Below are 23,777 nucleotides of genomic sequence, written 5' to 3' on the forward strand. Positions count from 1 at the left end.
GGGCAGGGGCGGAACGGCAGTTTCTAAAGCCGAGAGGGCATCCCAGCTGCGCCCCGGCCGATGCCGGGGAAGAGGCGCTTATTTCGACAGGGTCGCTTCGCCCGCGATCGGCTGCGCGGTCGGCGCCGTGGTATCGGCCGACACCGCGATCTTGCCGAGCGTCGGCGCAACCTTTGCCCCGGGCATCGCCATCTGCGTGCCCTTGATGATGATGCGATCCTGCGGGCCCACGCCCGATCGGACGACGCGCATCCCATCGACCACTGCACCGAGCACGACCGGTTTGGCGGTCACGACATTGTTGGCGTCGACCGTCAGCAGGATCTTGCGCGCCTGGTCGGTCTGTACCGCATCGTCGGGAACGAGCAGCGCCGCCTTGGTCCCGGCGCTCGCCAGCCGCATGTTGCCGAACATTCCCGGGGTCAGGAACAGCCCGGGATTGGACAGCACCGCGCGCCCGCGGATCGTGCCCGAATGCGTGTCGAGCCCATTGTCGGTGAAATCGAGCTTGCCCTTCCAGCGATGGCTGGTTTCGTCCTGGAGCTGGATCTCGACTGCAGGCGCCGCGGCGCCCGGCTGGCGATTGCGCTGCGTCTTGAGGAACAGCGCCTCGGAGCCGTCGAAAGTGAAGTAGATCGGGTCGAGCGCGTTGATCGTCGTCAGCACCGTGCCGCCGGTGCCTTCGCCGCCGGCGACCTGGTTGCCTGCATCGACCCGGCGGTCCGAGATGCGCCCGCCGATCGGCGCGCGGATCTGGGTGAAAGAGACATCCAGTGCGCGCGCGCGGACGCGCGCCTGGGCGGCGGCCAGTCCGGCTTGTGCCGCCTGCAATTTGCCACGCAGCGCATCGACTTCACCAGCCGACACCGCATCATCGGCAACCAAGCGCGTGGCGCGGCCGAGATCTGTTCGCGCCAGCACCAGCGCGCTCTGCGCACTGGCTTCGTTGGCGCGCGCCTCGGCGAGCGCGGCGGCGAAGGGGCGCGCGTCGATCGAGAAGAGCAACTGGCCCTGCTTGACGACGTCGCCGTCGTGGAAATGTACCCCGGTCACTTCGCCTGCGACGCGCGGACGGACCTCGACGCTGCGGCTCGGGGCGAAGCGGCCAACATAATCGTCCCACTCGCTGATCTGGCGCACCAGCGGGGTCGCGATCGTCACGGCGGCGGGTGGCGGAAGCGCCGCGACGGCGTCGGAATGATCGAACAGCCTGACCCCGATGACCCCGGCGATCGCGATCGGGACGACGATGAGCGCGCGCTTCTGCCAGCGATTGCGATGCCTTGGAGGGTGCGCATCGGAACCGCTGCGAAGATCGTGCGGCGTGTCGATCGGTGTTATCATGTTCATGCGAAGGTCCTCCGGTCGGTTCGGCCGACACGCATTCCGGTCACGCTGGTAACCAGCGTCTCGAGTTGCGCTTCGCTGAAGCCGACCGAATGGAAATGCGCGACCTCGGACGAGGGCAGGGCAAAGCCACGATGGCGTGCATGGACCGCGGCGCGGCGTAGCGCTTCGAGTTTCGGATCGGCGAGCCGTGACGTGGTGCCGCCGCCGAACAGGCCGCCAAGCGCGCGTGACAGCCGTCCCGGCGTGTTGAGACTGCCGAGCGTGTCGCGCTGGGCGAGCGCGATGACGCTCCACTCGAGTGCGGAGAAGCCGGCGGCCTTGACCGCCGCCGGCGACTGGGTGCGGCTGGCGACGGGCGCGGCGAACATGTTGTCGAGGTCCAGATAGGCCATGAAATTCCCCCTATGGGTCTTTGGCGGACGGATGAGCGACCGGCGTTGCGGAGCGACGTTCGTCCGCAACGGCCGCCCGATGGGCGTGACAAGCCACTGCAGGAAGCGCGTGCATCCTGCCGATTGGCCAATAAAATTTTCAGAAAAGCCCAGCGGTTGGCCGCCGGGCTGTGGGTCAGGTGATCGGGATGGTCATGGGCGCAGACCCTTTTGCCGCTACCGGGTCCGCGTTAGGATCCAGCTTCAATACCAATCGGTATATAAAGGGGTTGTGCGGTGCGTCAACTGCATTCTGTACCGGTCAGAATAATTTGCAGCAAGTTTTTATTGGGTCGGCCAAACCGCCATGCTCGTTTCGACGAGTTGCGACAGCTCGGCGCAGGTCGCGCCCGATCCGCCTTGCAGCGCAATACCTTGCAGGATCGCGAAGAGAAACCGCGTGAGCGCCTCGGGGGTCATGCCGTCGGGAAATTCGCCAGCGCTTTGCGCCTCGGCGAAGCGCTTGATCAGCGCAGCCTCGGACGATGCGCGGCGTTTGACGACTTCGGCCTTGATCGGCTCGGCCTCGGCGCCGCACGTCGCGGCGCTGATCACGCCGAGACACCCCTTGGGGTCGCAGGTGCTCATCTGCATCTCGAGCGATCCACGGAGCAGCCGCTCGGCGACGGCGCGCGCAGTCGGCGCTTCGAGCGCCGAGGTCATATAGGCGAGCTTCTCGCGTTCGTAGAGGTCGAGCGCCTTGTGGAAGAGCTGCTCCTTATTGCCGAACGCGGCATACAGGCTCGGCTTGGTGATCCCCATCGCGGCGGTCAGTTCGGTCATCGACGCGGCTTCGTAACCGTTACGCCAGAACACCAGCAAAGCCTGGCCCAGCGCCACGTCGATGTCGAACTCGCGTGGCCTCCCTTTCGGGGGCGAGATGGAGCAAACGCTATTCATACCATTCGGTATATAGGCGTTCGCGGCGAAACGTCCAGATGTGTCACAATCGCTGCAGGCCGTGGCATGTCAGCGTTCGACGACCACGCGCTTCATCGGCGCCAGCTTGGCGAGAAAACGGTTCTGCGCGGGGAAGGCCACACCTTCCCGGCGCATCGCCGCCTGCAGGTCCTCGACCAGCGCGCCGACATCGGCGGTCTGCAGGCCGAGATTCTTGTGCCCCTCGCGCATCGTCCGCCCGCTATAGGCGCAGCCGCCATTGAGAATGTAGCAGAACTGCTCCTTGAGCAGCCGCCGCAACCGCACTTCGTCCTGTCCCTTGAAGATGTCGGCGATTCGTTTGTCGGCCACGATCCGCGTGACGAGATCGTCGGCGATCCGTTCAATCCCCGCACGGCCGTGGAACGCGGTGAGCATCGCGGTTCCCGTGAACGGGGTCGCGCCGGCATTGGCATTGCTTTGCGGATAGGGATCGACCGGGTCCTCGCCGGGCGGGGTGGTCTGAAGTGCGAGCGCCAAAGCGAGAAGCAACATGGTCGAGCACCTATCTCAAAAACTGGCCTGGATCGACAGGAATGCGCCGCGCTGGCGCTTGACGGTCGCGATGCTGCCGAGATCGACATAGGCCGCGGTTACCGCCAGATGGCGCTGAAATTGCCACGCCGCAAAGGCATCCACCGCTTTCTCTTCGCGCGCGAAGCCGAGATTATCGGGCTTGGTGCGGATCTCGGCGCCGAGCAGCAGACGCGGCGAGACCAACAGCCCGGCCGACCCTTCGAACGCTGCGTGATAGGCATTGCTCTGGTCGCCGCCGAAGCCGAGCAGACCGAACTGGTTGGCCTTGGTGACGCGCAGCGTCGCGTCGAGCACGAGGCTGCGCGCGAGCACGACTTTGGTCGCGGATACGAGGAAATCGGTGCCCTGCGCGTGCCGCCCGCCGACCGCGGCGATCACCGGCGCCTTCTCGGCACGATGATATTGCACCCCGATCGCGATTTGCGGGAGGATGCGATCCTGATCGTAGACCGCATCGCCGATCACGCGCAGCTTGGCGCCGAACACGTCCTGCCCGAAGGTGAAATTGCGCCCCAGACCCAGCGCCGCGCCCGCCTGGCGCGTATCGAAGCGCTGATGCGCGTAGGACAGCTCGATCCGATTGTGGAACCCGATCGCGCCGCCGATGCTCTTGAGATCGAAATCGGGCAGCGCGACGAGCGTTGCATGCGCACTGCCGCCGATCCCCGCATCGGTTTCGTTGCCCGCGATCAACGCCCAGGTCGCCAGACCGCCGCCGGCTGCGCCCTCAACGGTCGAGACTCCGCCGGTCAGCAGCAGTTTGCCGCCTTGTCGCAACTCGCGCGCCTGGGCAGGCTGCGCGCCGAGCAGGCTCGCGAGGACCAGGCCGAGCACCGCGACCGTCAGACATCTTACAAAAGCACGCATGGTACGCCCCGTCCGCAGCGGGAAACAACCGCTGCGGTGGTGCTCCGGCTAGCGCGGTTTCCTTGTCTTTTCGTGAATGCGGGATTCAGGAATTCTCTACGGATCGCCCCTATCGACGAGTCGATGGATGGATGTTTTCTAGCGTACGCAGTCGTTTTCGCGACTGTCTTTTTGCCAGCCGAAGCGATCGCCGCGACGGTCAGCGTCGATGTCCGCGGGAGCGACGGCAAACCCCTCGCCGGCGCGGTCATAACGCTCGACACGCCGCGCAAACCCGCCGGGCCGATCAAATTCGACCCGCCCTACGCGATGGCGCAACAGAATATCGCGTTCGTCCCTCATGTCCTGATCGTGCCGGTCGGCGCTACGGTGACCTTTCCCAATCGCGACAAGGTCAGGCATCACGTCTATTCCTTTTCCAAGCCGCGCAAGTTCGATCTCAAGCTCTATGGCAAGGACGAGACCCGTTCGGTGGTGTTCGACAAGCCCGGCGTGGTCGCGCTCGGATGCAACATCCATGACGCGATGAACGGCTATGTCTTCGTCGTCGAGACGCCCTATGCGGTGCAGACCGACGCGAACGGCCATGCGACGATCACCGGCGTCCCGGCGGGCGGCGCGACGATCCGGGTATGGCATCCATCGATCCGGGCACCCGACAATATGCTGATCCAACCCGCCACGATCGCACCGACCGGCTTTGCCACCACCTATACAATCCGGGGACGCTGACATGTCCCTTGCCGCGGCCCTGCCGGCGCTTCGACGCTGGCGCTTCCGGCACCTGCGGACGCGGCTCGCCGTGCAATATGGCGTGCTGTTCGCCGTCTGCCTGCTGGCCGTCGCGATCGTCGGGCAGCTCGTCATCTGGGGGCAGGCGCGCGATGCGGTCCGCGCCGAGCTGCGCACCAGCGGCAGCGTCTATGATCGGATCTGGGCGATGCGCGCGCGCGCGCTGGGGGACAGCGCCTCGGTGCTGACGCGCGATTTCGGTTTCCGCTCGGCGGTTGCCAGCGGGGATCGCCCGACGATCGAATCCGCGCTCGGATCGCTGCGCGCACGGGCCGACGTGCCCCAGGCGTTTTTCGTCGATCCCGCGGGGCGGGTCTTCGGGTCCGGCCCCGCCGACGTCCGGCGTGCGGTGGCAGGCGTACCGACGACGCTGGCGCCGGGGCGGACCGACGCGGTGATCGTGACGAAAACCGGAGTGTTTCGGCTGATCGTGGCGCCAGTGCTTGCGCCCGATGACATCGGCTGGGTGATATTCGCGCTTCCGCTTGATCTTCGCGAAATGGCGGCGTTGCAGCACTTCTCGTCAATCCCGCTGACCGCGACGATCCTGGCGCGCGATCCGCAGGGATCGTGGGCCGGCGTGTCGGACTGGATCAAGCCCGGACCCGCGCTCGACGCCTTCGCCGCGACCGCGATCGGCGGTCGCAGCGAGCCCGGACTGCTGTCGCTGCCCGGCGGCGATGCGCTCGCACTGGCCAAGCCGCTCAACGGCCCCGCCGGGAAACCCGTTGCGATCCTGCTGCTCAGTTACCCATGGGCTGCGGCGATGGCAGGGTATCGCACGATGCAGATCGGCATCGCCCTGGCCGGGATCCTCGGCCTGCTGCTCGTCCTGCTCGGCAGCCGCCGCCTCGCCAACGGGATTGCCCGTCCGATCGCCGCGCTCGACGCTGCGGCGCGTGCGCTCGAGGAGGGCAATCGTACCGAGTTGCTGATCGAAAGCGACGACGAGGTTGGTCGGCTTGCCGCCAGCTTCAACCTGATGTCCGCCGGGATCGTCGAGCGTGAACATCGCATCACGCATCTCGCCTTCCACGATACGCTGACCGGCCTGCCCAATCGGACGTATTTCTGCCAGCAGCTCGAAAGCGACCTGCTGCGCTCGCTCAAACGCGGCGAGCGAACGACCCTGCTGTGCCTCGATCTCGACGGGTTCAAGGGGATCAACGATTCGCTTGGCCACCCGATCGGCGACGCATTGCTGCGCTGTATGGGCGCTACGCTGTCGCGCCTCGCCAATGACGCCGTCGTCGCGCGGCTGGGCGGCGACGAGTTTGCGATCATCCTCGACGATCGCGGCGATACGGATCGCCCACGCGCGCTCGCCCAGGCGATCCTCGACGAGATGCGCACGCCGATCACGGTCGCAGGGCATCAGATCGCGACCGGGGTCAGCATCGGCATCGCGATCAGTCCGAACGACGGCGCCGATAGCGACGCCTTGCTCAAGAATGCCGATCTCGCGCTGTACCGCGCCAAGCAGGACGGGCGCGGCGTGTTCCGCTTCTTCGAGCCCGCGCTCGATGCCGCTGCGCGCAAGCGCCGCATGCTCGAGCTCGATCTGCGCGAGGCGATCCAGGGCGGCCAGTTCCGGCTCAACTTTCAACCGATCTTCGATCTCAAGCGGGACCGGATCGGCGGGTTCGAGGCGCTGCTGCGCTGGGAACATCCGACGCGCGGCAATGTCCCGCCAATGGAATTCATCTCGGTCGCCGAGGAAACGGGGCTGATCATCGCGATCGGCGATTGGGTGATGCAGGAGGCCTGCCGTCAGGCAACCGCCTGGCCCGAGCATGTCCGTGTCGCGGTCAATGTCTCGCCGCTGCAGTTCCGCAATTCGGGCTTCCCGAACGTCATCTTTCAGGCGCTCAGTCATAGCGGCCTTGCCCCCAACCGGCTCGAGATCGAGATCACCGAGTCGGTATTCCTCGACGGCGAGACCGTCGTTGTGACGCTGCTCCACAAGTTGCGTGCGATGGGGGTCCGCATCGCGCTCGACGATTTCGGGACGGGGTATTCGTCGCTCAGCTATCTGCGCAGCTTTCCCTTCGACAAGATCAAGATCGACAAGAGCTTCGTCAACGCGGTCGCCGAGGACAAGAGCGCCGCCGCGATCGTCCGCGCGATCGTCGATCTCGCGACCGCGCTCCACATGGAGACGACCGCCGAGGGCGTCGAGGACCGCGACCAGTTGAGCGAGCTGCGCGGCCAGGGCTGCAGCAGCATTCAGGGCTATCTCTTCAGCAGACCGATCGAAGGCGAGCTGGTCGAGGCGATGATCGGCAGCGCAATGAGCGCGGCGGCCTAGAAACTGGCCTGGACGTTGAATTCTAGGAAGCGCGCGACGTGCTGGGCGGAGGCCAGCGCGGTCGGCGCATTCTCGAGGACGTCGCCTTTGTAGAGCAAGGCGAAATTGCTTTCGAGCCGCAGGTGCTCGGGCACCAGCCAGTATCGCAGACGTCCCTCGAGTTGTTGACCGCCGAAATCGCCCGAACGCCCGGTCGCGTCGGTGACGCCGTAGAATCGATCGTAGCGCGAGGCGAGCCAGATGCCGCGATAGTCGAGCAGCGCTTCGACGCGCTTGCCGGGCTTGGCCTCGAAACGGATGCCCGGTGCGCTGATATTCTCGCGCGCGAGCCCGGCATAGGTGCCCGATGGCCCGAGATCGTCGCGTCGGCTGCCGAACAGCGTGTCGAAGCGGTTCAAGCTGCCGCCCCGGCCGTTGCCGCTTGCATAATCGTAGAACACGCCGATCCGCGGCTTGAACGGCATGGCAAAGCTGTAGCCGATCGCCGCGTGCGCGAAGCCCGCCGCGACATCGCCGGAGCGCGCGGTCGCCAGCGTCGATGCGCTGGCATGGCCGAACTGATACGCGCCCTCGAGATCGTAATCGACCGCGCTCGCCTTCGCCTCGCTGAAGATCCGGCCATCGATCGTGTGGAGGCGGCGGTCGGCGGTCTCGCGACCGGGCGAGTCATGTTCGGCGAGGCGATAATAGGCGAATTCGACCTGCGCCGACCCCAGCGCCTCCTTGCGATGGACATAGCCGCCGAACAGCACGTCGTCGAACGTCTCGCGATCGAACACGACCATGTTTGCTCTGACCGCAGCGTCGGCGTCGGGGAGGCGTTCCTGCGGGAGCACGTAGAAAAGTGTCGCCTCGAGCCGTTTTCCGAGCTTGAGATCGCCGCGCAGACCGGTGAAGCCGTTGACGGTGTTGCGATATTCGTCGGTCGCGATCAGCCGGCCCGATCCGAGATTGATCAGGAACCGGCCGCCCTCGACGCTCAGCGTGTTTCCGCGACCGAGCGCGTCATGTAGCCGCAGCTTGAGATACGCCTGCGGCAGTTCGAGCGCATCGACCTCGTTCGTCCCGATCGCGGTCCGCGTGCCGGTAAGATAGGCGCGGCTGTCGATCAGCTCGCCCCCGATCGAGAGCGGGCCGGGGCCATATTCGACCGCGATGCCGGTGCGCAGCTCGAGCGCATCCTCGGCGGTGGCGAGGCCTGGCCGCGGGCGGCCATCGACGGTTTCATAGCGCAGCCGGCTCGACGCGGTGACGATCAACCCGGTCTCGTCTTTTTTGGGCGCCGTCTCTTCCTTGCCGGGTTTCTCGGTCGAGGAGGCGGGCGACGCTGGAAGCGACTGGGCGTGCGCAGCGAGTGGCGCCAGCGAAAGGCCGAACGCCGTCGCCGCCAATGAAAGCATCTTCATCGCGCTATCCTTGGTTTGTCTTGCAGCCGAAGAGCGTGGCGATCAGGTGTCCGGGCGGTCGAACAAGCGGCTGTACTGGCGCGGTTGCGAGCGTAGATACTGCTCGGGCGCGACCACATGCGCGCCGAGATGCGCCGCGGCATGCCATGGCCAGCGCGGATCGTAGAGAATCGTCCGCGCCAGCGCGACCATATCGGCGTCGCCCGTCCCGACGATCGCCTCGGCCTGGTCATATTCGGTGATCAATCCGACCGCGACGACGGGCATCGCGACCGCCTGTTTGACCGCGCGTGCAAGCGGGACCTGATACGATGGCCCGACCGGAATCGCCTGGCGCGGATCGAGCCCGCCGCTCGACACGTGGATCGCCGCGCACCCGCGGGCTTCGAGCGCTCGGGCGAAGGCGACGGTGCCCGCAATATCCCAGCCGCCCTCGACCCAATCGGTTCCCGAGACACGCATCGTAACCGGCTTGTCCGCCGGAAAAGCCGCACGCACCGCGTCGAACACTTCGAGCGGAAAGCGCATCCGGTTCTCGAGGCTGCCGCCATATTCGTCATCGCGCCGGTTCGACAAAGGCGAGAGGAATTGATGCAGCAGATACCCATGCGCCGCATGGAGCTGGACCAGATCGATCCCGAGCCGCGCCGCGCGTGTGGCGGATGCGGCAAAGGCGTCGCGGACCTGCGCCAGCCCGTCGCGATCGAGCGCGACCGGAGCGTTCTCGCCCTCGGCAAAGGCGGTCGCGGAAGGCGCTTCGGTCTGCCATCCGTTCGGGGCAGAAGGCGCGATCTGCTTGCCACCGCGCCACGGCAGCTCGGTCGATGCCTTGCGACCGGCATGCGACAGCTGGATCGCGATCGGCATGTCCGAATGGCGGCGAACCCCCGCGATAACTCCAGCGAGGGCCGCCTCGGTAGCGTCATCCCACAGCCCGACATCGCCATAGCTGATCCGGCCTTCGGGCAGGACCGCGGTCGCTTCGATCGTCAACAGCGCCGCGCCCGACAGTGCGAGATGGCCGAGATGGATGAGGTGCCAATCGGTCATTGCACCGTCGACCGCCGAATATTGGCACATCGGGGCGATCACGATGCGGTTGCGCAACGCAAGCGTGCCGACGGCAAGCGGCTCGAACAATTTTGGGCCTGGCATGAACGTCTCCCCGGTGACGTCGCTGCAACGCACGAACCAGAATTTGGACGCACCAGGTCACACCCGACCCAGCGCTTATTTGACGGTTTGTTTCTCGAGCTTACGCGCCAGCGTGCGCCGGTGCATCCCGAGCTGCCGTGCGGTCTCGGAAATGTTGAAGTTGTTCGCCGCGAGCGTCTGGTGGATATGCTCCCATTCGAGCGTCTTGATCGAGGTCGGGCGATTGGTCAGCGGCGTGTCGATATTGCCAGCCGTCGCGCCGTCGGTGTGGCCGAACGCCGCCTCGATATCGTCGGTGTTCGACGGTTTGGCAAGATAGTTGCTCGCACCGAGCTTGATTGCCTCGACCGCGGTCGCGATGCTCGCATAGCCCGTCAGCACGACGATCCGCGTCGTTGCATCATGCGCATGGATCGCCTGGACGCACGCAAGCCCCGAAGTCGCGCCGAGCTTGAGATCGACCACCGCAAATTCGGGGGTGCGTTCGGCGAGCGCGGTCGTCACCGCTGCCTGGTCCGCGGCAACCTCGACGACATATCCGCGGCGCTCGAACGAGCGTCGCAGCGTACGGGCAAAGGCACCATCGTCCTCGACGATCAACAGATGCTTGTCGCTCATGCTCCATTCCACTCCAGTGCCGAGAGCGGCAATGTCAAGGTCACCACCGCGCCGCCAGCCGCGCGATTGCGCGCCTCGACCGTCCCACCGAGCTTGCGCATCGCGTTGACGACGAGGAAGAGGCCAAGCCCGCTGCCGAGCCGGGCGCGGGTCGAGTGATATGGCTTGCCGATATTGGCCAGCATTTCCGGCGCGAAGCCGGGCCCGGTATCGCTGACCGCGAACAGCAGCGACGGACCGTCGCGTGCGACCTCGAGCGTGATCGGCTGCCCCGAGGCTTCCTTGGCATTGTCGAGGAGGTTCCAGATCATCTGCTTGACCGCGGTATCGGCGACGATCGCGCGATCGCTGCCGAAGCGGTTGCGGAAGACGATCGCCTCTTCCGAATTCTGTACGCGCCACTCGGCGACGACTTCATCGCAGAAGCGATGGACGCTGGTGATCGTCGGATGCTCGCCACGTGCCTCGCCTGCCGCCATCAGGATGCCGGTGACGATCGTCTTGCAGCGCGTCAGCGCGACGCGCATGTCCTCGATCTCCTCCGCGAGCCCGGGCTGCGCGCGCAGGGCGGGGGAATGGCCCCAATCGTTGACGATCACCGAGAGCGAGGCGAGCGGCGTGCCGAGTTCGTGCGCCGCGCCGGTCGCGAGCAGCCCCATCCGCACGATATGGTCCTCCTCGGCCGCCTGCTGGCGCATCGTCGCGAGGCGTGCGTCGCGCATGCTGAGGTTGCGGTTGATCCGCGTGACGAACCCGACGATCAGCACCGCGATCAGCACGAAACAGATCAGCGAGCCAAGCACGTACAGGTCGCTCCAGCCATAGGCGAAGCGTTGCGGCAGCAGCAGCGGCATGTGCACCTCGGCGAGCAACGCGAAGGCCGCGCTGGTCACCGCGACCAGCGCCCAGCTCGACCAGGCCTCGAGCAGGATGGCGCCAAGCACGATCTGGACGAGATACAGCGCGATGAACGGGTTGGTCGCGCCACCGCTCTGATAGAGCAACGCGGTCAGCGCGCCGACATCGAGCAACAGGCTGGCGAACAGTTCGCCATTCGAGATCGCGACGCGGCGCGGCAGTTGCGAGAGACTGACGATGTTGAGCAGGACGAGCCCGCCGATGACGAGCAGCATCGGCACGAGCGGCAGCGTCAGCCCCATGAAGAATTGCGCGACGAGAACTGTGGCGAATTGGCCCCCGACGGCGAGCCAGCGCAGATTGATCAACTGCCGGAGGTTGTCGCGCCCGGTAGTGTCGAGCGGGGGGAGCGGGGCAGTCATGCCGCGCCGCGCCGCTGGCTGCGAACAAGCATCGCGGCCGCGCCGGCGACCATCGCTGCGAGCGCGAACCAGGTTAGCGAATAGACCAGATGATTGTTCGAAAAGCGGATGACGGTGAGCCCACCGACCGGCACGCGACCCGGAGGTCCCACATCGGCGTCGATGAAATAGGGTGCGACCGGGCCAAGCTTTCGGGCCGCGGCGATTGCCGCGACATCGCGCGAATACCAGCGGTTCGCAGCGGGATCATTGCTGCGCAGGAAGCCGCCGCCGGGTTCGCTTGGGCGTAGCAATCCCGAGACGCTCGCGGCACCACCGGCCGGAGCCTGGCGCGTCGCGACGAAGCCGCGATTGATCAGGACAGTGAAACCACGGTCGGACAGGAGTGGGGTCATCGCCCAGAAACCGGGGCCGCGCTCGGTCACTGCCTGGACGAACACGGTCGCTTCATCGCGATAGCGGCCGGCGACTCGCACGTGGCGATAACCGTCCTGCGCGGCGGTGACGGCGGCCCATCGATCAGGGCCGGGTGCCGCGATCGGCGCGGCGTGGACGCGCTGTTCGACCGAAGCGATCAGCGTCCGTTTCCAGCTCAGCCGTTCGATCTGCCAGATACCCAGCCCGATCAAACCGGCGCACAGCGCCCCCGCGACGACCAGCAGCGCGGCCATCGTCGCGGGGGATCGCCTCATTGCTGGCTCATCGTCTCGGACGACATGGAGGGGCTCATCGGCATCATGTTGGCGTTCATGTGATACATCACCCAGATCGATCCTGACAGCGTGATGACGATGACGATCAGCGTGAACAGCAGCGCGAGGAACGACCAGCCGCCTTCGTTGCTCGTCTTCATGTGCAGGAAGTAGATCATGTGGACGAACACCTGGATCAGCGCCGAGCCGAGCACCAGGATCGCAGTCCATGTGTGGTCGAGCGCCCCGGTCATCACCAGCGCGAACGGAATCGCCGTCAGGATGACCGAGAGGACGAAGCCGATGACGTAGTCGCGCATCGAGCCGTGTGGCACGTCGTCGCCATGCGCGTCATGGTGTCCGCCGGCGCCGGCGTCATATTCGGGCGCATGTGCGCTGTGCGTATCGGCGCTCATCCGAGCACTCCCATGAGATAGACGATGGTGAAGACGCCGATCCAGATGACGTCGAGGAAATGCCAGAACATGCTCAGGCACTGCAGGCGCCGGCGATTGGCCTGGCCGAGGCCATGCGTACCGATCTGGATCACCAGCGTCGTCAACCAGATCAGACCGCAGGTGACGTGGAACCCGTGCGTGCCGACCAGCGTGAAGAAGGCCGAGAGAAACGCGCTGCGCGACGGGCCATTGCCCTCGGCGATCAGGTTGCTGAACTCGTACATCTCGACGCCGAGGAAGGTCAGGCCGAACAGGCCGGTGACGACCAGCCAGAACTGGACCTGGCGAACGCTGCCCTTTTCCATCGTCAGCATGGCGATGCCGTAGGTCAGCGACGAGAACAGCAGCATCGCGGTGTTGAACGCGACCAGCGGCAGCTCGAACAGCTCCTTCGGACCCTTGCCGCCGCCATAGCCGTGGCCGAGCACGCCGTAGCAGGCGAACAGCACCGCAAAGATGAGACAATCGCTCATCAGGTACATCCAGAAGCCCAGCATCGTGCTGCCGCCTTCGGGATGGTCATGCTCGTCGAGGTCGAAGAACACCGGCGTCTCGCCATTGGCGGTCGGCTCGTAGGTCAGTTCGGCGCTCATGCTACCACCTTCTGCGCTGCGAGGACGCGCGTGCGCTCATCCTCGGTGCGGATCACGTCCTCGACCGGGATGTGGAAATCCCGCTTGTAGTTGAACGAGTGCCAGATCGTCACGCCGAGCATCGCCAGCATCGAGGCGATCGCCAGCCACCAGATGTACCAGATCATTGCGAAGCCGAAGCCGACGCTGATCAGGCCGATGATGACGCCGGCCGCGGCGTTCTTGGGCATGTGGATGGCCTTGAAGCCCGCCGTCGGACGCTCGAACCCGCGCGTCTTCATGTCCCAGAAGGCGTCATTGTCATACACGATCGGGGTGAACGCGAAATTGTAGTCCGGCGGCGGCGACGAGGTCGACCATTCGAGCGTGCGGCCATCCCAGGGATCGCCCGTCAGGTCGAGCAGACGCGCGCTGTTGCGGTCGCGGATGCTGACGAAGAACTGGATCGCCATGCAGCCGATGCCACCCGCGATCATCAGCGCGCCGATTGCCGCGACGATGAAATAGGGCTGGTACGAAGCGTCGTCGAAGTGGCTCAGGCGACGCGTCACGCCCATCAGGCCGAGCACGTAAAGCGGCGCGAAGGCGGTCCAGAAACCGACCACCCACAGCCAGAAGGAGCGCTTGCCCCACACCCGGTCGAGCTTGAAGCCGAACGCCTTGGGCCACCAGAAGTTGATGCCCGCGAACATCCCGAACAGCGTGCCGCCGATGATGACGTTGTGGAAATGCGCCACCAGGAACAGCGAGTTGTGGAGCACGAAGTCGGCCGGCGGCACGGCGAGCAGCACACCGGTCATGCCACCGATCGTGAAGGTCAGCATGAAGGCGACCGTCCACATCATCGGCAATTCGTAGCGGATACGGCCGTGGTACATCGTGAACAGCCAGTTGAAGATCTTCGCGCCCGTCGGGATCGAGATGATCATCGTGGTGATCGCGAAGAACGAATTGACGCTCGCGCCCGAGCCCATCGTGAAGAAGTGGTGGAGCCAGACGAGATAGGCGAGGATTGTGATGACGATCGTCGCATAGACCATCGAGGTGTAGCCGAAGAGGCGCTTGCGCGAGAAGGTCGCGACGACTTCCGAATAGATGCCGAACGCCGGCAGGATGAGGATGTAGACCTCCGGGTGGCCCCAGATCCAGATGAGGTTGACGTACATCATCGGGTTGCCGCCGAGGCCGTTGGTGAAGAACTGCATCCCCAGCAGACGGTCGAGCGACAGGATCGCGAGCACCGCGGTCAGCACCGGGAAGGCGGCGACGATCAGCGTGTTGGTGCAGAGCGCGGTCCAGACGAAGATCGGCATCTTGAACAGCGTCATGCCCGGTGCGCGCATCTTGACGATGGTGGCGAGCAGATTGACGCCCGACAGCAAGGTCCCGAGCCCGGCGATCTGCAGCCCCCAGATATAATAGTCGACCCCGACATCGGGGCTCGCCTCCATCCCCGACAGCGGCGGCATGGCGAGCCAGCCGGTGCGCGCATAGTTGCCGACGAACAGCGAGATCATCGTGATGATCGCGCCCGACGCGGTCAGCCAGAAGCTGAAATTGTTGAGATACGGGAAGGACACGTCGCGCGCGCCGATCTGCAGCGGCACGACGAAGTTCATCAGGCCGACGACCAGCGGCATCGCCACGAAGAAGATCATGATCACGCCGTGCGCGGTGAAGATCTGGTTATAGTGATCGGGCGGGAGATAGCCGGCGTTGTCGCCGAACGCCATCGCCTGCTGCGCACGCATCATCAGCGCGTCGGAGAAGCCGCGCAGGAACATGATCAGCGCAAGGATGACATACATGATGCCGATCTTCTTGTGGTCCACGCTCGTGAACCAGTCGCGCCACAACCAACCCCACGCCTTGAAGTAGGTAATGATCGCAAGCAGCGCGATGCCGCCGACCGTAACGCCGCCAAAGGCGAGCAGCACGGGCAGTTCATGGAGCGGCAGCGCGTCGAGCGTCAGACGCCCGAGGAGCGGGCTGACCACTGGGTGTACGTCTCTCATCGGGGGCATCATGTCAGAAGGTCCTCCGGTCGCCGGGCATCGGCAAACCTGCGCCGGCGAGGCGCGCTGTGCTTTGGGCGGAATTCTTGGCGGTCGTGTCGCTGACGGCAGCGGGAGCGTCCGACTTGGCCATCGGCATCGGCATTGCCGACATCTTCATCGCGTCGTTGTTGTTGGCGTGGCCTTCGCCATGCTCGGCATGGTGGGGGCCAGCATCGGCGCGCATCATCGCATCCATGCAGACCCGGCCCGGCGCGACGCAATTGTTGGCGGCTGCGTTGAACAACCCGGGCGCAACGCCCGAATAGAAGGTCGGCGCATGGTTCATGCTGGGCTTGGCGACCTTGAGGTAGGTCGCGCGGTCGAGCATAGTCCCGCTCGCCCGGATCTTGGCGACCCAGCCGTCAAAGTCGGACTGCGAGCCGGCCAAGAAGCGGAACTTCATATAGGAGAAGCCGTCGCCACTGAAGTTGGACGAGAAACCCGGATAATTGCCCGGCTTGTTCGCAACCGCGTTGAGCTTGGTCGTCATGCTCGGCATGGCGTAGATCATGCCGGCAAGACTGGGGATGTAAAAGGCGTTCATGACATCGGACGAGGTCAGGTCGAACTCGATCGGCTGGTTGACCGGCGCGGCCAGCTGATTGACCGTGGCGATGCCATAATCAGGATAAATGAACAGCCATTTCCAGTCGAGCGCGACGACCTGAACGCGCAGCGGCTTGGCGTTCAGCGCCACCTGCCGAGTCGCGTCGATGCGGCCGATCGGGCGATAGGGATCGAGCAGGTGCGTGCTCGTCCACGTCACCGCGCCCAGGCAGATGATGATCAGCAGCGGCACTGCCCAGATCACCAGTTCGAGCGCGGTCGAGTGGTGCCATTCGGGATTGTAGGGCGCATCGGTATTGGTCTGGCGATACCGCCAGGCGAAGATCGCGATCAGCGCCATCACCGGCACGATAATGATCAGCATCAACAACGTGGCGATGACAATGAGGTCGCCCTGTTGCTGCGCAACATCGCCTGCAGGGGAAAGGACAACAGTACTGCACCCCCCGAGCACGGCGGGCGCCAGCAGCGCGAGGCCCGCAAGTGCGGGGCGGAGGAGCGAGGGAGATCGGATCATGCCGCGCAGCTAAGCCCCAAACCGAGTGCGTCCCATTGGACATTTTGTCCAATCCTCGCTGCGGTGCAGCAAGCGTAGGGGAGCACGATAAACGGCGATCATGGCCGGGAGTTCGAATACCGATGCAAGCCACCCACACCCCGACGTCGCGCGCGATCGAGGCCGACGCCAGCCGGATCAACCAGGAGCATGTCTCCTCGGGCGAGATCGCGATCGGCGTGGTGATCGGGCGCACGTCCGAGTTCTTCGATTTCTTCGTCTACGCGATCGCCTCGGTGCTCGTCTTCCCGACGATGATCTTCCCCTATGTCGATCGGTTGACCGGCACGCTCTATTCGTTCGGCCTGTTCGCGCTTGCGTTCATCGCGCGACCGATCGGCTCGATGATCTTCCTCGCGATCGACCATATGTATGGTCGCGGCACCAAGCTGACGATTGCGCTGTTCCTGCTCGGCGGATCGACCGTGGCGGTCGGCTTCCTGCCGGGCCATGCCGAGATCGGCGTCTATGCCGCGTTCATCCTTGCCTTCCTGCGGATCTGCCAGGGGCTTGCGCTCGGCGGGAGCTGGGACGGCCTGTCGTCGTTGCTCGCGCTCAACGCGCCGCAGGACAAGCGCGGCTGGTATGCGATGATCCCGCAGCTCGGCGCGTCGCTCGGCCTGATGGTCGCCGCGGGGCTGTTCGCCTATTTTACCAGCACGCTGTCGGCGGTCGATTTCCTCGACTGGGGCTGGCGCTATCCGTTCTTCGTTGCCTTTGCGATCAACGTCGTCGCGCTGTTCGCCCGGCTCCGCATCGTCAGCACCTCGGACTATCAGGACATGTTCACCAGCCGCGACCTGATCCCCGCGCCGGTGCTCGAGACCGTCCGCAAGCAGGGCCGCACGATCGCGCTCGGCGCGTTCGCGCCGCTGGCGAGCTTCGCCTTGTTCCACATGGTGACGGTGTTCCCGCTGTCGTGGGTGTTCCTCTACACCGAGAGCAATCCCGAGCGCTTCCTCGTCATCGAGGTCGTCGGCGCAGCGATCGGGGTCATTGCAATCGTGGCGTCGGGCTATCTCGCCGATCGGATCGGGCGGCGTACGTTGCTCGGTGCTTCGGCGGCGGCGATCGCGGTCTTCTCGGGCTTCGCGCCGCAGCTGCTCGCCGCGGGGGAGCTTGGCGAAGTGATCTTCATGGTGCTCGGCTTCGCGTTGCTCGGCATTTCGTTCGGCCAGTCGTCGGGCGTGGTCGCGTCGGAATTCTCCGGCGAGTCGCGCTATACCGGCGCGGCGCTCACCTCGGACATCGCCTGGCTGGTCGGCGCGGGCTTCGCGCCGCTCGTCGCCTTGTTCCTGTCATCGCGCTTCGGGCTTGTCGCGGGCGGCGCGTATCTGCTGTCGGGTGCGCTCGCGACGTTGCTGGCGTTGTGGCTCAACAAGGAGCTGGCGAGCCGCACCTGATCGGTGCTGCCCGACCGTCGATAAAGCGAGACGTCAAGACGCTTCCCCGGTCATCGCCGGGGAAGCGTTTTTCGTTTGGGGCGACTTCAGCTGGCGTCGATCGCCGCGGCGATTTCGCCGGCCTTGGCGTCGCGCAGCGCGCCGCAGTGGCGGATCGACTCGACCACGCGCTCGAATTCGAGCACGCCCGACTCGGCGGCGCGGACCTTGGGGCCGAGTACGGTTTCGATCTTCGCGGCGCGGTCGACCCCGCACTGGCTGCCGAGCGCGCCGGGCAAGCGGCTGGTGATGAAGACGCCGTTTCCGCCGCTGCGAAGCGCGTCATAATGCGCCAGCAGCCAGTCGCCCGCGCTTTCGACCGTGCCGGGCGTGCCGGTGAGCGACTGGATCACGACGAGCCGATCGTAGCCGCGCAGCCTCGGGTCCGACAGCGCAAGCAGATAGTCCTGCACGTCGCGCCGCCCGGTCGACCCGGCGGCCACGAGCGCTGATGCGCGAACGTCCGAGTCTTCGCTCGCTAAAGCGACCTCCACCAGCTTGCGCGCGGCCGGCAAGCCGCCTCGACGCGCATAGGCGGCGAAGCCCGCGCCGAGAAAAGCGGGGTCTAGCGCCTGCTGGTCGCCACCGAGATAGCGCGTCGCCGCACCGGCGAGGCGATCGTCGACCGCTTTGTCTTCGGCATCGTCGGCGACGAGCGACACGAGCGACTGGCGCAGCTTCTGGCGATCGGGCGTGTCGGCAGCATGCGCGCCGGCCGCCGGGTCGAACCCCATCTTGGCAAGCATCGGCGCGTAGAGCGATCCGATCAGCCGGCGATAGGCGGCGCTTTGCGCATCGGCGATCAGCCCACGCGACCGCAGTCCGGAAAGGCGCGCGCCGCCATTGATCGCCGCGTTCGAATCGGGATTGGCGGCCATCGCCTTTGCCGCGGTCACGAGGAACGCGGCGGGAACCTTGCCGGCCCGGAAGGCGGCCCACAGGCTGTCCTGCACCGCCAGCGCCTCGGCGGGCTTGAGCGCGGCCGACCGCGCGATCAGCGCCTGCCAGTCGGCGGGGGCAAGATTGAACCGATAATAGCCCGTCCCGCCGGCATTGGGCACGAAGGCACCGCCCGCCGGGGCGGCGAAGGTGATGCTCGGCCGGTCGATCAGCGTGCAGGCGCGCTCACCGTCGATCGGGCGGTAGCAGAAGGGGATCGTCCAATGCTCGGCGCGCGCGGTCGAGCCAAGGAAGGCGTAGCGCGACTGGGTGGCGGTGAACTGGCTGCCATTGCGCGCGAGATCGAGCACCGGCACGCCGGGCTGATCGACGAAGCTCTTGAGCGCTGCCAGCACCCGCGGGTCCTGCGCGCTATCGGCGAGGCTCTGGAAGAATTGCTCCGACGTGGCATTGCCATAAGCGTGGCGCTTGAGATGCAGTCTCACGCCCTCCCGGAATTTGTCGTCGCCGAGATAGGCGGCGATCATCGCGATCACATGGCCGCCCTTGCCATAGGTGATCGAATCGAACGCGCTGTCGATCTCGCCATTGGTGGCGATCGCCTGGTGGATCGGGCGGCCGACCTCGAGCGCATCGGTGTTCATCGCGGAGAAGCCTTCGGCCAGCCCGCCGACGCCGATGTTAAGCTCGGGCCGCCATTCGTTGCCGATGCGGTAGCCCATCCAGTTGGCGAAGCTCTCGTTGAGCCAGATGTCGTCCCACCAGGCGGGCGTGACGAGATCGCCGAACCATTGGTGCGCGAGTTCGTGCGCGACGACCATGCCGAACTCCTGCTTGCTGCCGGTCGAGGCATTGGGCGGGAGATAGATGATGCCGTCGCCATAGGTATCGGCCCCGGCATTCTCCATCGCACCGGGCATGATCGGCGAGCCGATCTGGTCGAGTTTGGGGAAAGGGAAGGGCTCGCCGAAATAGCGTTCGAGCAGTTGCACGATGCGCGGCGTCTCCGTCATCACATAGCCCATCTTGTCCTTCTGCGGCTGCGTCGCGACCGCGCCGAGCGGCAGCGGCGTGCTCCGCTCGGGATCGGGCGCGACAGTGCCGTCGACTCGGACGAACGGCCCCGTATGGATTGCGACCAGATAGGTCGGCAGCGGACGGGTCGGCGCGAAGACATGCTCTTCCATCGCGGCGGGGACGGACTTGCCTGCGGCGCGCAGGAATTTTGCCGCGCCGGACTGAGGATCAACCTTCAGCGGCCGGACCTCAGTCTCGGGGGCGTTGCCTGTCACGCGATCGCCGACCTTGGTTATGACGCGCAGCGTGAACGGCGTCTTGAAGCCAGGTTCGTCGAAGCTCGGGAATGCGGCGCGCGCGTCGATCGATTCGAACTGCGTCCAACTGTACCATTTGTCCGCGACCTTGACGCGGTAGAGGCCGGACGCGCCATTGCCGAATGCGCCGTCATAGAAGAAACTCAGCGTCGCGGGCGCCGGCGGGCAAGGGCGAGGCGAAATCGAGCCGGACGACGCCGGTCTTGTCGACCTGGGTATAGCGCGCCGCGATGACCTTGCCGCCGACCTTGGCGAGGACGCCAGCGACGTTGAGATCGCGGCCGTGGAGATACAGCACCGAAGTCGGTGCCTTGACCGTGATGTCGATCTCGTCCTCACCGCTGAAGCGCGGCTGATCGGGGTCGATGATGAACGACAGGCGGTAAGCGGTCGGGCGCGCGGTATCGGGGAGCTTGCCCTTGGGCGCCGCCGCGTCGGGGGTTATCGGAGTCTCGGCCTGCGCCGTCGTGGCGAACGCGAGCAGCCAGGCTGCAGTGGACAAAAGCAGGCGAGCGCGCATCGGACGGTGTCTCCACGAGGATGCTCGTGGTTTATCCAGCTAAGACACGGCCCGCAAGGGATGGGAGCGAACGCCATGCCGGGCGAACCCGACATGGCGCGGCAGATTATTCGAGATCGTTTTCGCTGATCACGATCATCGCCTGATCGCTGTTGCGCGCGAGGGCGACGAGGCCGGCTTCGGCGATCGAATCCTCAAAGCGGTTGAATTGCTCGATCGCGTCGTCCTCGGGCGCGTCGCCGCTCAGCGCTTCGAGCACGGCATATTGCACCGCGAACTGATATTCCTCGCCATCGACTTCGCCCATGAATTCGACGACGCGCTCATCGTCATTGTCGAGCAGGCTCGAGTGCAGAATATCCATCTTGTCGGCGGCCATGCAGAATGCTCCAGATCGTGTGAGGGCGCGATGTGCCCGTGCGCTTGTCCAAGCGCAAGTACGCGGTGGAGGTTCCCTCGCGGTATCAGCTTTCGCTGAGCACGCCGCTGAACACGGTATCTTCGAGCGCGCGGCCGGCACCGGTGACGACGCAGGTCAGCGCGTTTTCCGAGACGACCACGGGCAGCCCGGTCGCGTCCGCGAGGACGGTGTCGAGCTCGCGCAGCAACGAGCCGCCCCCGGTCATCACGATGCCGTGATCGACGATGTCGGCGGCGAGTTCGGGCTGCGTCTGCTCGAGCGCGTTCATTACCGCCTCGACGATCTGCGCGACGAGTTCGGCGAGCGCCTCGGCGACTTCGGCCTGGTTGATCTCGATCTCGGTCGGGATCCCGCCGACGAGCCCGCGCCCGCGGACGTTCATCGTCAGGCCGACACCGTCCTCGGGCTTGCGCGCCATGCCGATCGTCATCTTCACCCGCTCGGCGGTCGCCTCGCCGATCATGAGGTTGTATTTGCGGCGGATGTACGACGCGATCGCATCGTCCATCTTGTCGCCCCCGACACGCACCGAGGTGCTGTAGGCAAGGCCGCGCAGCGACAGGATCGCGACTTCGGTCGTGCCGCCGCCGATATCGACGACCATGCTGCCGATCGGCTCGGTAACGGGCATGCCGGCACCGATCGCCGCGGCGAGCGGTTCCTCGATCAGCAGGACGTTGGCGGCGCCGGCGTTGGTCGCGGCCTGGCGGATCGCGCGGCGTTCGACCTGCGTCGAGCTCGAGGGAACACAGATCACGACCTTGTGGCGGCGCGGCATCCGGCTCGCGCCGCCAAGCGCCTTGTCCATGAAATGTTTGATCATCTGTTCGGCGACATCGATGTCGGCGATCACGCCGTCACGCATCGGTCGGATCGTACGGATTTCCTCGGGCGTCTTGCCCATCATCAGCTTGGCATCGGTGCCGACCGCACGCAGCTTGGTCACGCCGTCGATCGTCTCGAGCGCGACGACCGAGGGTTCGTCGAGCACGATCCCCTTGTCGCGCAGGTAGACCAAAGTGTTCACCGTGCCGAGGTCGATCGCCATGTCGTTCGAAGAGAAAGTGAAGAGCCGCGCCGGCCACATGATAGGTCTCGATTATGTTTGCGTGGTCTGGCCGCCGGAAAGGCTCCCGGCGCAGGCTTTGGACGACTCCGTGGGTGCCGCCGCGCCGCCGGTCAAGCGCGCTTCCGACCCGCCGATCGTTTCGCGCGGCAAGTTGCGGGCCAGAGCGGCGCGCGCAACCCGCTCAACGTGTCGGTTTGAGCAGCGCCAGCCCGCCGAGGCTCAGCAGCGCGGCACCGACGAGATAGATGCCGACCAGGTTCAACCCGCCCGCCTCGGCGAGTTTCTGCGCCGCGATCGGGGCGAGCGCGCCACCCAGAATCCCGCCGAGATTGAACGCGATCGACACGCCGGTATAGCCCACGCCGGCGTCGAACAGCGAGGGCAGCCACCCGCCGAGCGGGCCATAGGCAAAACCCATCGCGAACAGCGACAGCGCGAGCCATGCGAACACGATCCACAGGGACGCCGCGCCGAGCATTGGCCCCATCAGCAGTCCCGACACTGCGCACCCCAGAAACCCCCAGCGGAGCATCGGTCGCGCGCCGGTGCGATCGGCGAGCGTGCACGACACGATGACGCCGAGCGCGAGGAACAGGATCGCGCCGATCTCGATCCCGAGAAACGCCTGGCGGCTGTGACCGAGCGTCGTCGTGCCATAGCTCAGCGCGAAGGCGGTGGTCAGATAGAAGAGGGCGAAACAGGCGATCACCGCGCCCGTCCCGGCGAGCGTCGCGCGCAGATGGTGGCGGAACAGCTCGGCGATCGGCACCGGCGGCAGCGCGTCGTGCGCCGCGGCCTCGCAGAACGCCGGCGTCTCGCTGAGCTTGAGCCGCACCCACAGCCCCAGCACGACGAGCACAGCACTGGCGAGGAAGGGGAGGCGCCAGCCCCAGGCAATGAATTGCTCGGGAGTCAGCGTCGCACCGAGCAGCAGGAAGAAGCCGTTCGCCGCGATGAAGCCGATTGGCGCGCCGAGCGGCGGGAACATCCCCCAGCGATTTTCGTGCCCCCTGGGCGCATTCTCGACCGCGAGCAGCGAGGCGCCACCCCATTCGCCGCCGAGCCCGAGCCCCTGGCCGAAGCGCAGGATGCACAGCAGCAGCGGCGCGATCCAGCCGATCTGCGCATAGGTCGGCAGGAAGGCGATCGCGACGGTCGATCCGCCCATCAGCATCAGCGAGGCGACCAGCGTCGATTTGCGGCCGAGCCGATCGCCGAAATGGCCGAACACCGCGGCGCCAAGCGGTCGCGCGAAGAAAGCGAGGCCGAAGCTCGCATAGGAGGCGATCATCTGGACGCCGGGATCGCTCGCCGGAAAGAAGAGCGGGCCGATTACGAGCGCCGCCGCGGTCGCGTAGACGTAGAAATCGTAAAACTCGACCGAGGTGCCGATCAGGCTGGCGAGGAGGATGCGGCGGGTCGAGGCGGTGGGCATGGCGCTTCTTACGGGCGTCGGCGCGGCTTGTCGAAGGCGTCCTGCGCTTG

22 protein-coding genes and 1 pseudogene are annotated in these 23,777 nt (G+C 65.8%); 3 read left to right on the forward strand and 20 right to left on the reverse strand.

The annotated features are described in order from the left end of the window. Positions 1 to 78: 78 nt before the first annotated feature. From ACVWYO_RS19685 to ACVWYO_RS19705, 5 genes are all read right to left on the reverse strand, one after another. On the reverse strand, positions 79 to 1,350 hold the full coding sequence (locus ACVWYO_RS19685; RefSeq protein WP_457353697.1) for an efflux RND transporter periplasmic adaptor subunit: 1,272 nt from the start codon (positions 1,348 to 1,350) through the stop codon (positions 79 to 81). After that, a complete protein-coding gene (locus ACVWYO_RS19690; RefSeq protein ID WP_457353699.1) occupies positions 1,347 to 1,742 on the reverse strand; it encodes a hypothetical protein in 396 nt (131 codons plus the stop codon). Before ACVWYO_RS19690 ends, ACVWYO_RS19685 begins: the two co-directional genes overlap by 4 nt. Before the next feature lie 324 nt (positions 1,743 to 2,066). Beyond that, a complete protein-coding gene (locus ACVWYO_RS19695) occupies positions 2,067 to 2,681 on the reverse strand; it encodes a TetR/AcrR family transcriptional regulator (protein ID WP_457353701.1) in 615 nt (204 codons plus the stop codon). A gap of 69 nt (positions 2,682 to 2,750) precedes the next feature. After that, on the reverse strand, positions 2,751 to 3,215 hold the full coding sequence (locus ACVWYO_RS19700; protein ID WP_457353703.1) for a group I truncated hemoglobin: 465 nt from the start codon (positions 3,213 to 3,215) through the stop codon (positions 2,751 to 2,753). Between the two features lie 15 nt (positions 3,216 to 3,230). Beyond that, positions 3,231 to 4,124 (reverse strand): DUF3034 family protein, encoded by an 894-nt coding sequence (locus tag ACVWYO_RS19705; RefSeq protein ID WP_457353705.1) that lies wholly within the window; start codon positions 4,122 to 4,124, stop codon positions 3,231 to 3,233. Between the two features lie 171 nt (positions 4,125 to 4,295). Here ACVWYO_RS19705 and ACVWYO_RS19710 point away from each other — a divergent pair, with 171 nt between their 5' ends. Together ACVWYO_RS19710 and ACVWYO_RS19715 are read left to right on the forward strand one after the other, a co-directional pair. Further along, positions 4,296 to 4,856 (forward strand): methylamine utilization protein, encoded by a 561-nt coding sequence (locus ACVWYO_RS19710; RefSeq protein WP_457353707.1) that lies wholly within the window; start codon positions 4,296 to 4,298, stop codon positions 4,854 to 4,856. 1 nt (position 4,857) lies between these two features. Continuing rightward, positions 4,858 to 7,224, forward strand: a complete 2,367-nt coding sequence (locus ACVWYO_RS19715) for a putative bifunctional diguanylate cyclase/phosphodiesterase (RefSeq protein WP_457353709.1) — start codon at positions 4,858 to 4,860, stop codon at positions 7,222 to 7,224. Here ACVWYO_RS19715 and ACVWYO_RS19720 read toward each other — a convergent pair. From ACVWYO_RS19720 to cyoA, 9 genes are all read right to left on the reverse strand, one after another. After that, entirely contained in the window at positions 7,221 to 8,630 is a 1,410-nt protein-coding gene (locus tag ACVWYO_RS19720; RefSeq protein ID WP_457353711.1) for an alginate export family protein, read from the reverse strand. The genes ACVWYO_RS19715 and ACVWYO_RS19720 overlap by 4 nt on opposite strands. Before the next feature lie 42 nt (positions 8,631 to 8,672). Next, positions 8,673 to 9,785, reverse strand: coding sequence for an NADH:flavin oxidoreductase/NADH oxidase (locus ACVWYO_RS19725; RefSeq protein WP_457353713.1), 1,113 nt, complete (start codon positions 9,783 to 9,785; stop codon positions 8,673 to 8,675). A 75-nt stretch (positions 9,786 to 9,860) separates the two neighbouring features. Further along, positions 9,861 to 10,403, reverse strand: coding sequence for a response regulator transcription factor (locus tag ACVWYO_RS19730; RefSeq protein WP_457353715.1), 543 nt, complete (start codon positions 10,401 to 10,403; stop codon positions 9,861 to 9,863). Then, positions 10,400 to 11,683: an ATP-binding protein gene (locus ACVWYO_RS19735; RefSeq protein WP_457353717.1), complete on the reverse strand. Its 1,284-nt coding sequence runs from the start codon at positions 11,681 to 11,683 to the stop codon at positions 10,400 to 10,402. Before ACVWYO_RS19735 ends, ACVWYO_RS19730 begins: the two co-directional genes overlap by 4 nt. Next, the gene (locus ACVWYO_RS19740) at positions 11,680 to 12,375 is read right to left on the reverse strand and encodes an SURF1 family protein (protein ID WP_457353719.1); all 696 of its coding nucleotides are present in this window, start codon (positions 12,373 to 12,375) and stop codon (positions 11,680 to 11,682) included. The genes ACVWYO_RS19735 and ACVWYO_RS19740 overlap by 4 nt, the downstream gene beginning before the upstream one ends. Then, positions 12,372 to 12,791 (reverse strand): cytochrome o ubiquinol oxidase subunit IV, encoded by a 420-nt coding sequence (gene cyoD, locus ACVWYO_RS19745; protein ID WP_457353721.1) that lies wholly within the window; start codon positions 12,789 to 12,791, stop codon positions 12,372 to 12,374. Before cyoD ends, ACVWYO_RS19740 begins: the two co-directional genes overlap by 4 nt. Further along, complete coding sequence (gene cyoC / locus ACVWYO_RS19750) at positions 12,788 to 13,426, reverse strand: cytochrome o ubiquinol oxidase subunit III (RefSeq protein WP_457353723.1); 639 nt, start codon at positions 13,424 to 13,426, stop codon at positions 12,788 to 12,790. The genes cyoD and cyoC overlap by 4 nt, the downstream gene beginning before the upstream one ends. Next, on the reverse strand, positions 13,423 to 15,441 hold the full coding sequence (gene cyoB / locus ACVWYO_RS19755; RefSeq protein ID WP_457353725.1) for a cytochrome o ubiquinol oxidase subunit I: 2,019 nt from the start codon (positions 15,439 to 15,441) through the stop codon (positions 13,423 to 13,425). The genes cyoC and cyoB overlap by 4 nt, the downstream gene beginning before the upstream one ends. A 13-nt stretch (positions 15,442 to 15,454) precedes the next feature. Next, a complete protein-coding gene (gene cyoA / locus ACVWYO_RS19760; protein WP_457353727.1) occupies positions 15,455 to 16,567 on the reverse strand; it encodes a ubiquinol oxidase subunit II in 1,113 nt (370 codons plus the stop codon). Between the two features lie 122 nt (positions 16,568 to 16,689). On the opposite strand from cyoA, the gene ACVWYO_RS19765 reads away from it, so the two are divergent. Beyond that, entirely contained in the window at positions 16,690 to 18,009 is a 1,320-nt protein-coding gene (locus tag ACVWYO_RS19765) for an MFS transporter (RefSeq protein ID WP_457353729.1), read from the forward strand. Between the two features lie 86 nt (positions 18,010 to 18,095). Here the strand turns inward: ACVWYO_RS19765 and ACVWYO_RS19770 are convergent, their stop codons facing one another. From ACVWYO_RS19770 to ACVWYO_RS19795, 6 genes and pseudogenes are all read right to left on the reverse strand, one after another. Then, positions 18,096 to 20,240 (reverse strand): M1 family aminopeptidase, encoded by a 2,145-nt coding sequence (locus ACVWYO_RS19770; RefSeq protein ID WP_457355067.1) that lies wholly within the window; start codon positions 20,238 to 20,240, stop codon positions 18,096 to 18,098. 18 nt (positions 20,241 to 20,258) lie between these two features. After that, positions 20,259 to 20,501 (reverse strand): annotated as a pseudogene (locus ACVWYO_RS19775) (hypothetical protein); the annotation flags it as partial. Continuing rightward, entirely contained in the window at positions 20,413 to 20,802 is a 390-nt protein-coding gene (locus ACVWYO_RS19780; RefSeq protein WP_457353731.1) for a hypothetical protein, read from the reverse strand. The pseudogene ACVWYO_RS19775 and the gene ACVWYO_RS19780, both read right to left, overlap by 89 nt. Before the next feature lie 106 nt (positions 20,803 to 20,908). Beyond that, entirely contained in the window at positions 20,909 to 21,181 is a 273-nt protein-coding gene (locus tag ACVWYO_RS19785) for a DUF1488 family protein (RefSeq protein ID WP_010186626.1), read from the reverse strand. Positions 21,182 to 21,266: 85 nt separating this feature from the next. Further along, positions 21,267 to 22,310 (reverse strand): rod shape-determining protein, encoded by a 1,044-nt coding sequence (locus tag ACVWYO_RS19790; protein ID WP_457353734.1) that lies wholly within the window; start codon positions 22,308 to 22,310, stop codon positions 21,267 to 21,269. 163 nt (positions 22,311 to 22,473) lie between these two features. Next, positions 22,474 to 23,727, reverse strand: coding sequence for an MFS transporter (locus tag ACVWYO_RS19795; protein ID WP_457353736.1), 1,254 nt, complete (start codon positions 23,725 to 23,727; stop codon positions 22,474 to 22,476). Positions 23,728 to 23,777: the final 50 nt, after the last annotated feature.

Source organism: Sphingomonas sp. UYP23 (assembly GCF_054059235.1).

Bases quoted from the DNA above. Each gene is read 5' to 3' on its own strand.
- ACVWYO_RS19685 (WP_457353697.1), bottom strand. From the start codon at position 1,350: ATGAACATGATAACACCGATCGACACGCCGCACGATCTTCGCAGCGGT.
- ACVWYO_RS19690 (WP_457353699.1), bottom strand. From the start codon at position 1,742: ATGGCCTATCTGGACCTCGACAACATGTTCGCCGCGCCCGTCGCCAGC.
- ACVWYO_RS19695 (WP_457353701.1), bottom strand. From the start codon at position 2,681: ATGAATAGCGTTTGCTCCATCTCGCCCCCGAAAGGGAGGCCACGCGAG.
- ACVWYO_RS19700 (WP_457353703.1), bottom strand. From the start codon at position 3,215: ATGTTGCTTCTCGCTTTGGCGCTCGCACTTCAGACCACCCCGCCCGGC.
- ACVWYO_RS19705 (WP_457353705.1), bottom strand. From the start codon at position 4,124: ATGCGTGCTTTTGTAAGATGTCTGACGGTCGCGGTGCTCGGCCTGGTC.
- ACVWYO_RS19715 (WP_457353709.1), top strand. From the start codon at position 4,858: ATGTCCCTTGCCGCGGCCCTGCCGGCGCTTCGACGCTGGCGCTTCCGG.
- ACVWYO_RS19720 (WP_457353711.1), bottom strand. From the start codon at position 8,630: ATGAAGATGCTTTCATTGGCGGCGACGGCGTTCGGCCTTTCGCTGGCG.
- ACVWYO_RS19725 (WP_457353713.1), bottom strand. From the start codon at position 9,785: ATGCCAGGCCCAAAATTGTTCGAGCCGCTTGCCGTCGGCACGCTTGCG.
- ACVWYO_RS19730 (WP_457353715.1), bottom strand. From the start codon at position 10,403: ATGAGCGACAAGCATCTGTTGATCGTCGAGGACGATGGTGCCTTTGCC.
- ACVWYO_RS19735 (WP_457353717.1), bottom strand. From the start codon at position 11,683: ATGACTGCCCCGCTCCCCCCGCTCGACACTACCGGGCGCGACAACCTC.
- ACVWYO_RS19740 (WP_457353719.1), bottom strand. From the start codon at position 12,375: ATGAGGCGATCCCCCGCGACGATGGCCGCGCTGCTGGTCGTCGCGGGG.
- cyoD (WP_457353721.1), bottom strand. From the start codon at position 12,791: ATGAGCGCCGATACGCACAGCGCACATGCGCCCGAATATGACGCCGGC.
- cyoC (WP_457353723.1), bottom strand. From the start codon at position 13,426: ATGAGCGCCGAACTGACCTACGAGCCGACCGCCAATGGCGAGACGCCG.
- cyoB (WP_457353725.1), bottom strand. From the start codon at position 15,441: ATGAGAGACGTACACCCAGTGGTCAGCCCGCTCCTCGGGCGTCTGACG.
- cyoA (WP_457353727.1), bottom strand. From the start codon at position 16,567: ATGATCCGATCTCCCTCGCTCCTCCGCCCCGCACTTGCGGGCCTCGCG.
- ACVWYO_RS19765 (WP_457353729.1), top strand. From the start codon at position 16,690: ATGCAAGCCACCCACACCCCGACGTCGCGCGCGATCGAGGCCGACGCC.
- ACVWYO_RS19780 (WP_457353731.1), bottom strand. From the start codon at position 20,802: ATGCGCGCTCGCCTGCTTTTGTCCACTGCAGCCTGGCTGCTCGCGTTC.
- ACVWYO_RS19785 (WP_010186626.1), bottom strand. From the start codon at position 21,181: ATGGCCGCCGACAAGATGGATATTCTGCACTCGAGCCTGCTCGACAAT.
- ACVWYO_RS19790 (WP_457353734.1), bottom strand. From the start codon at position 22,310: ATGTGGCCGGCGCGGCTCTTCACTTTCTCTTCGAACGACATGGCGATC.
- ACVWYO_RS19795 (WP_457353736.1), bottom strand. From the start codon at position 23,727: ATGCCCACCGCCTCGACCCGCCGCATCCTCCTCGCCAGCCTGATCGGC.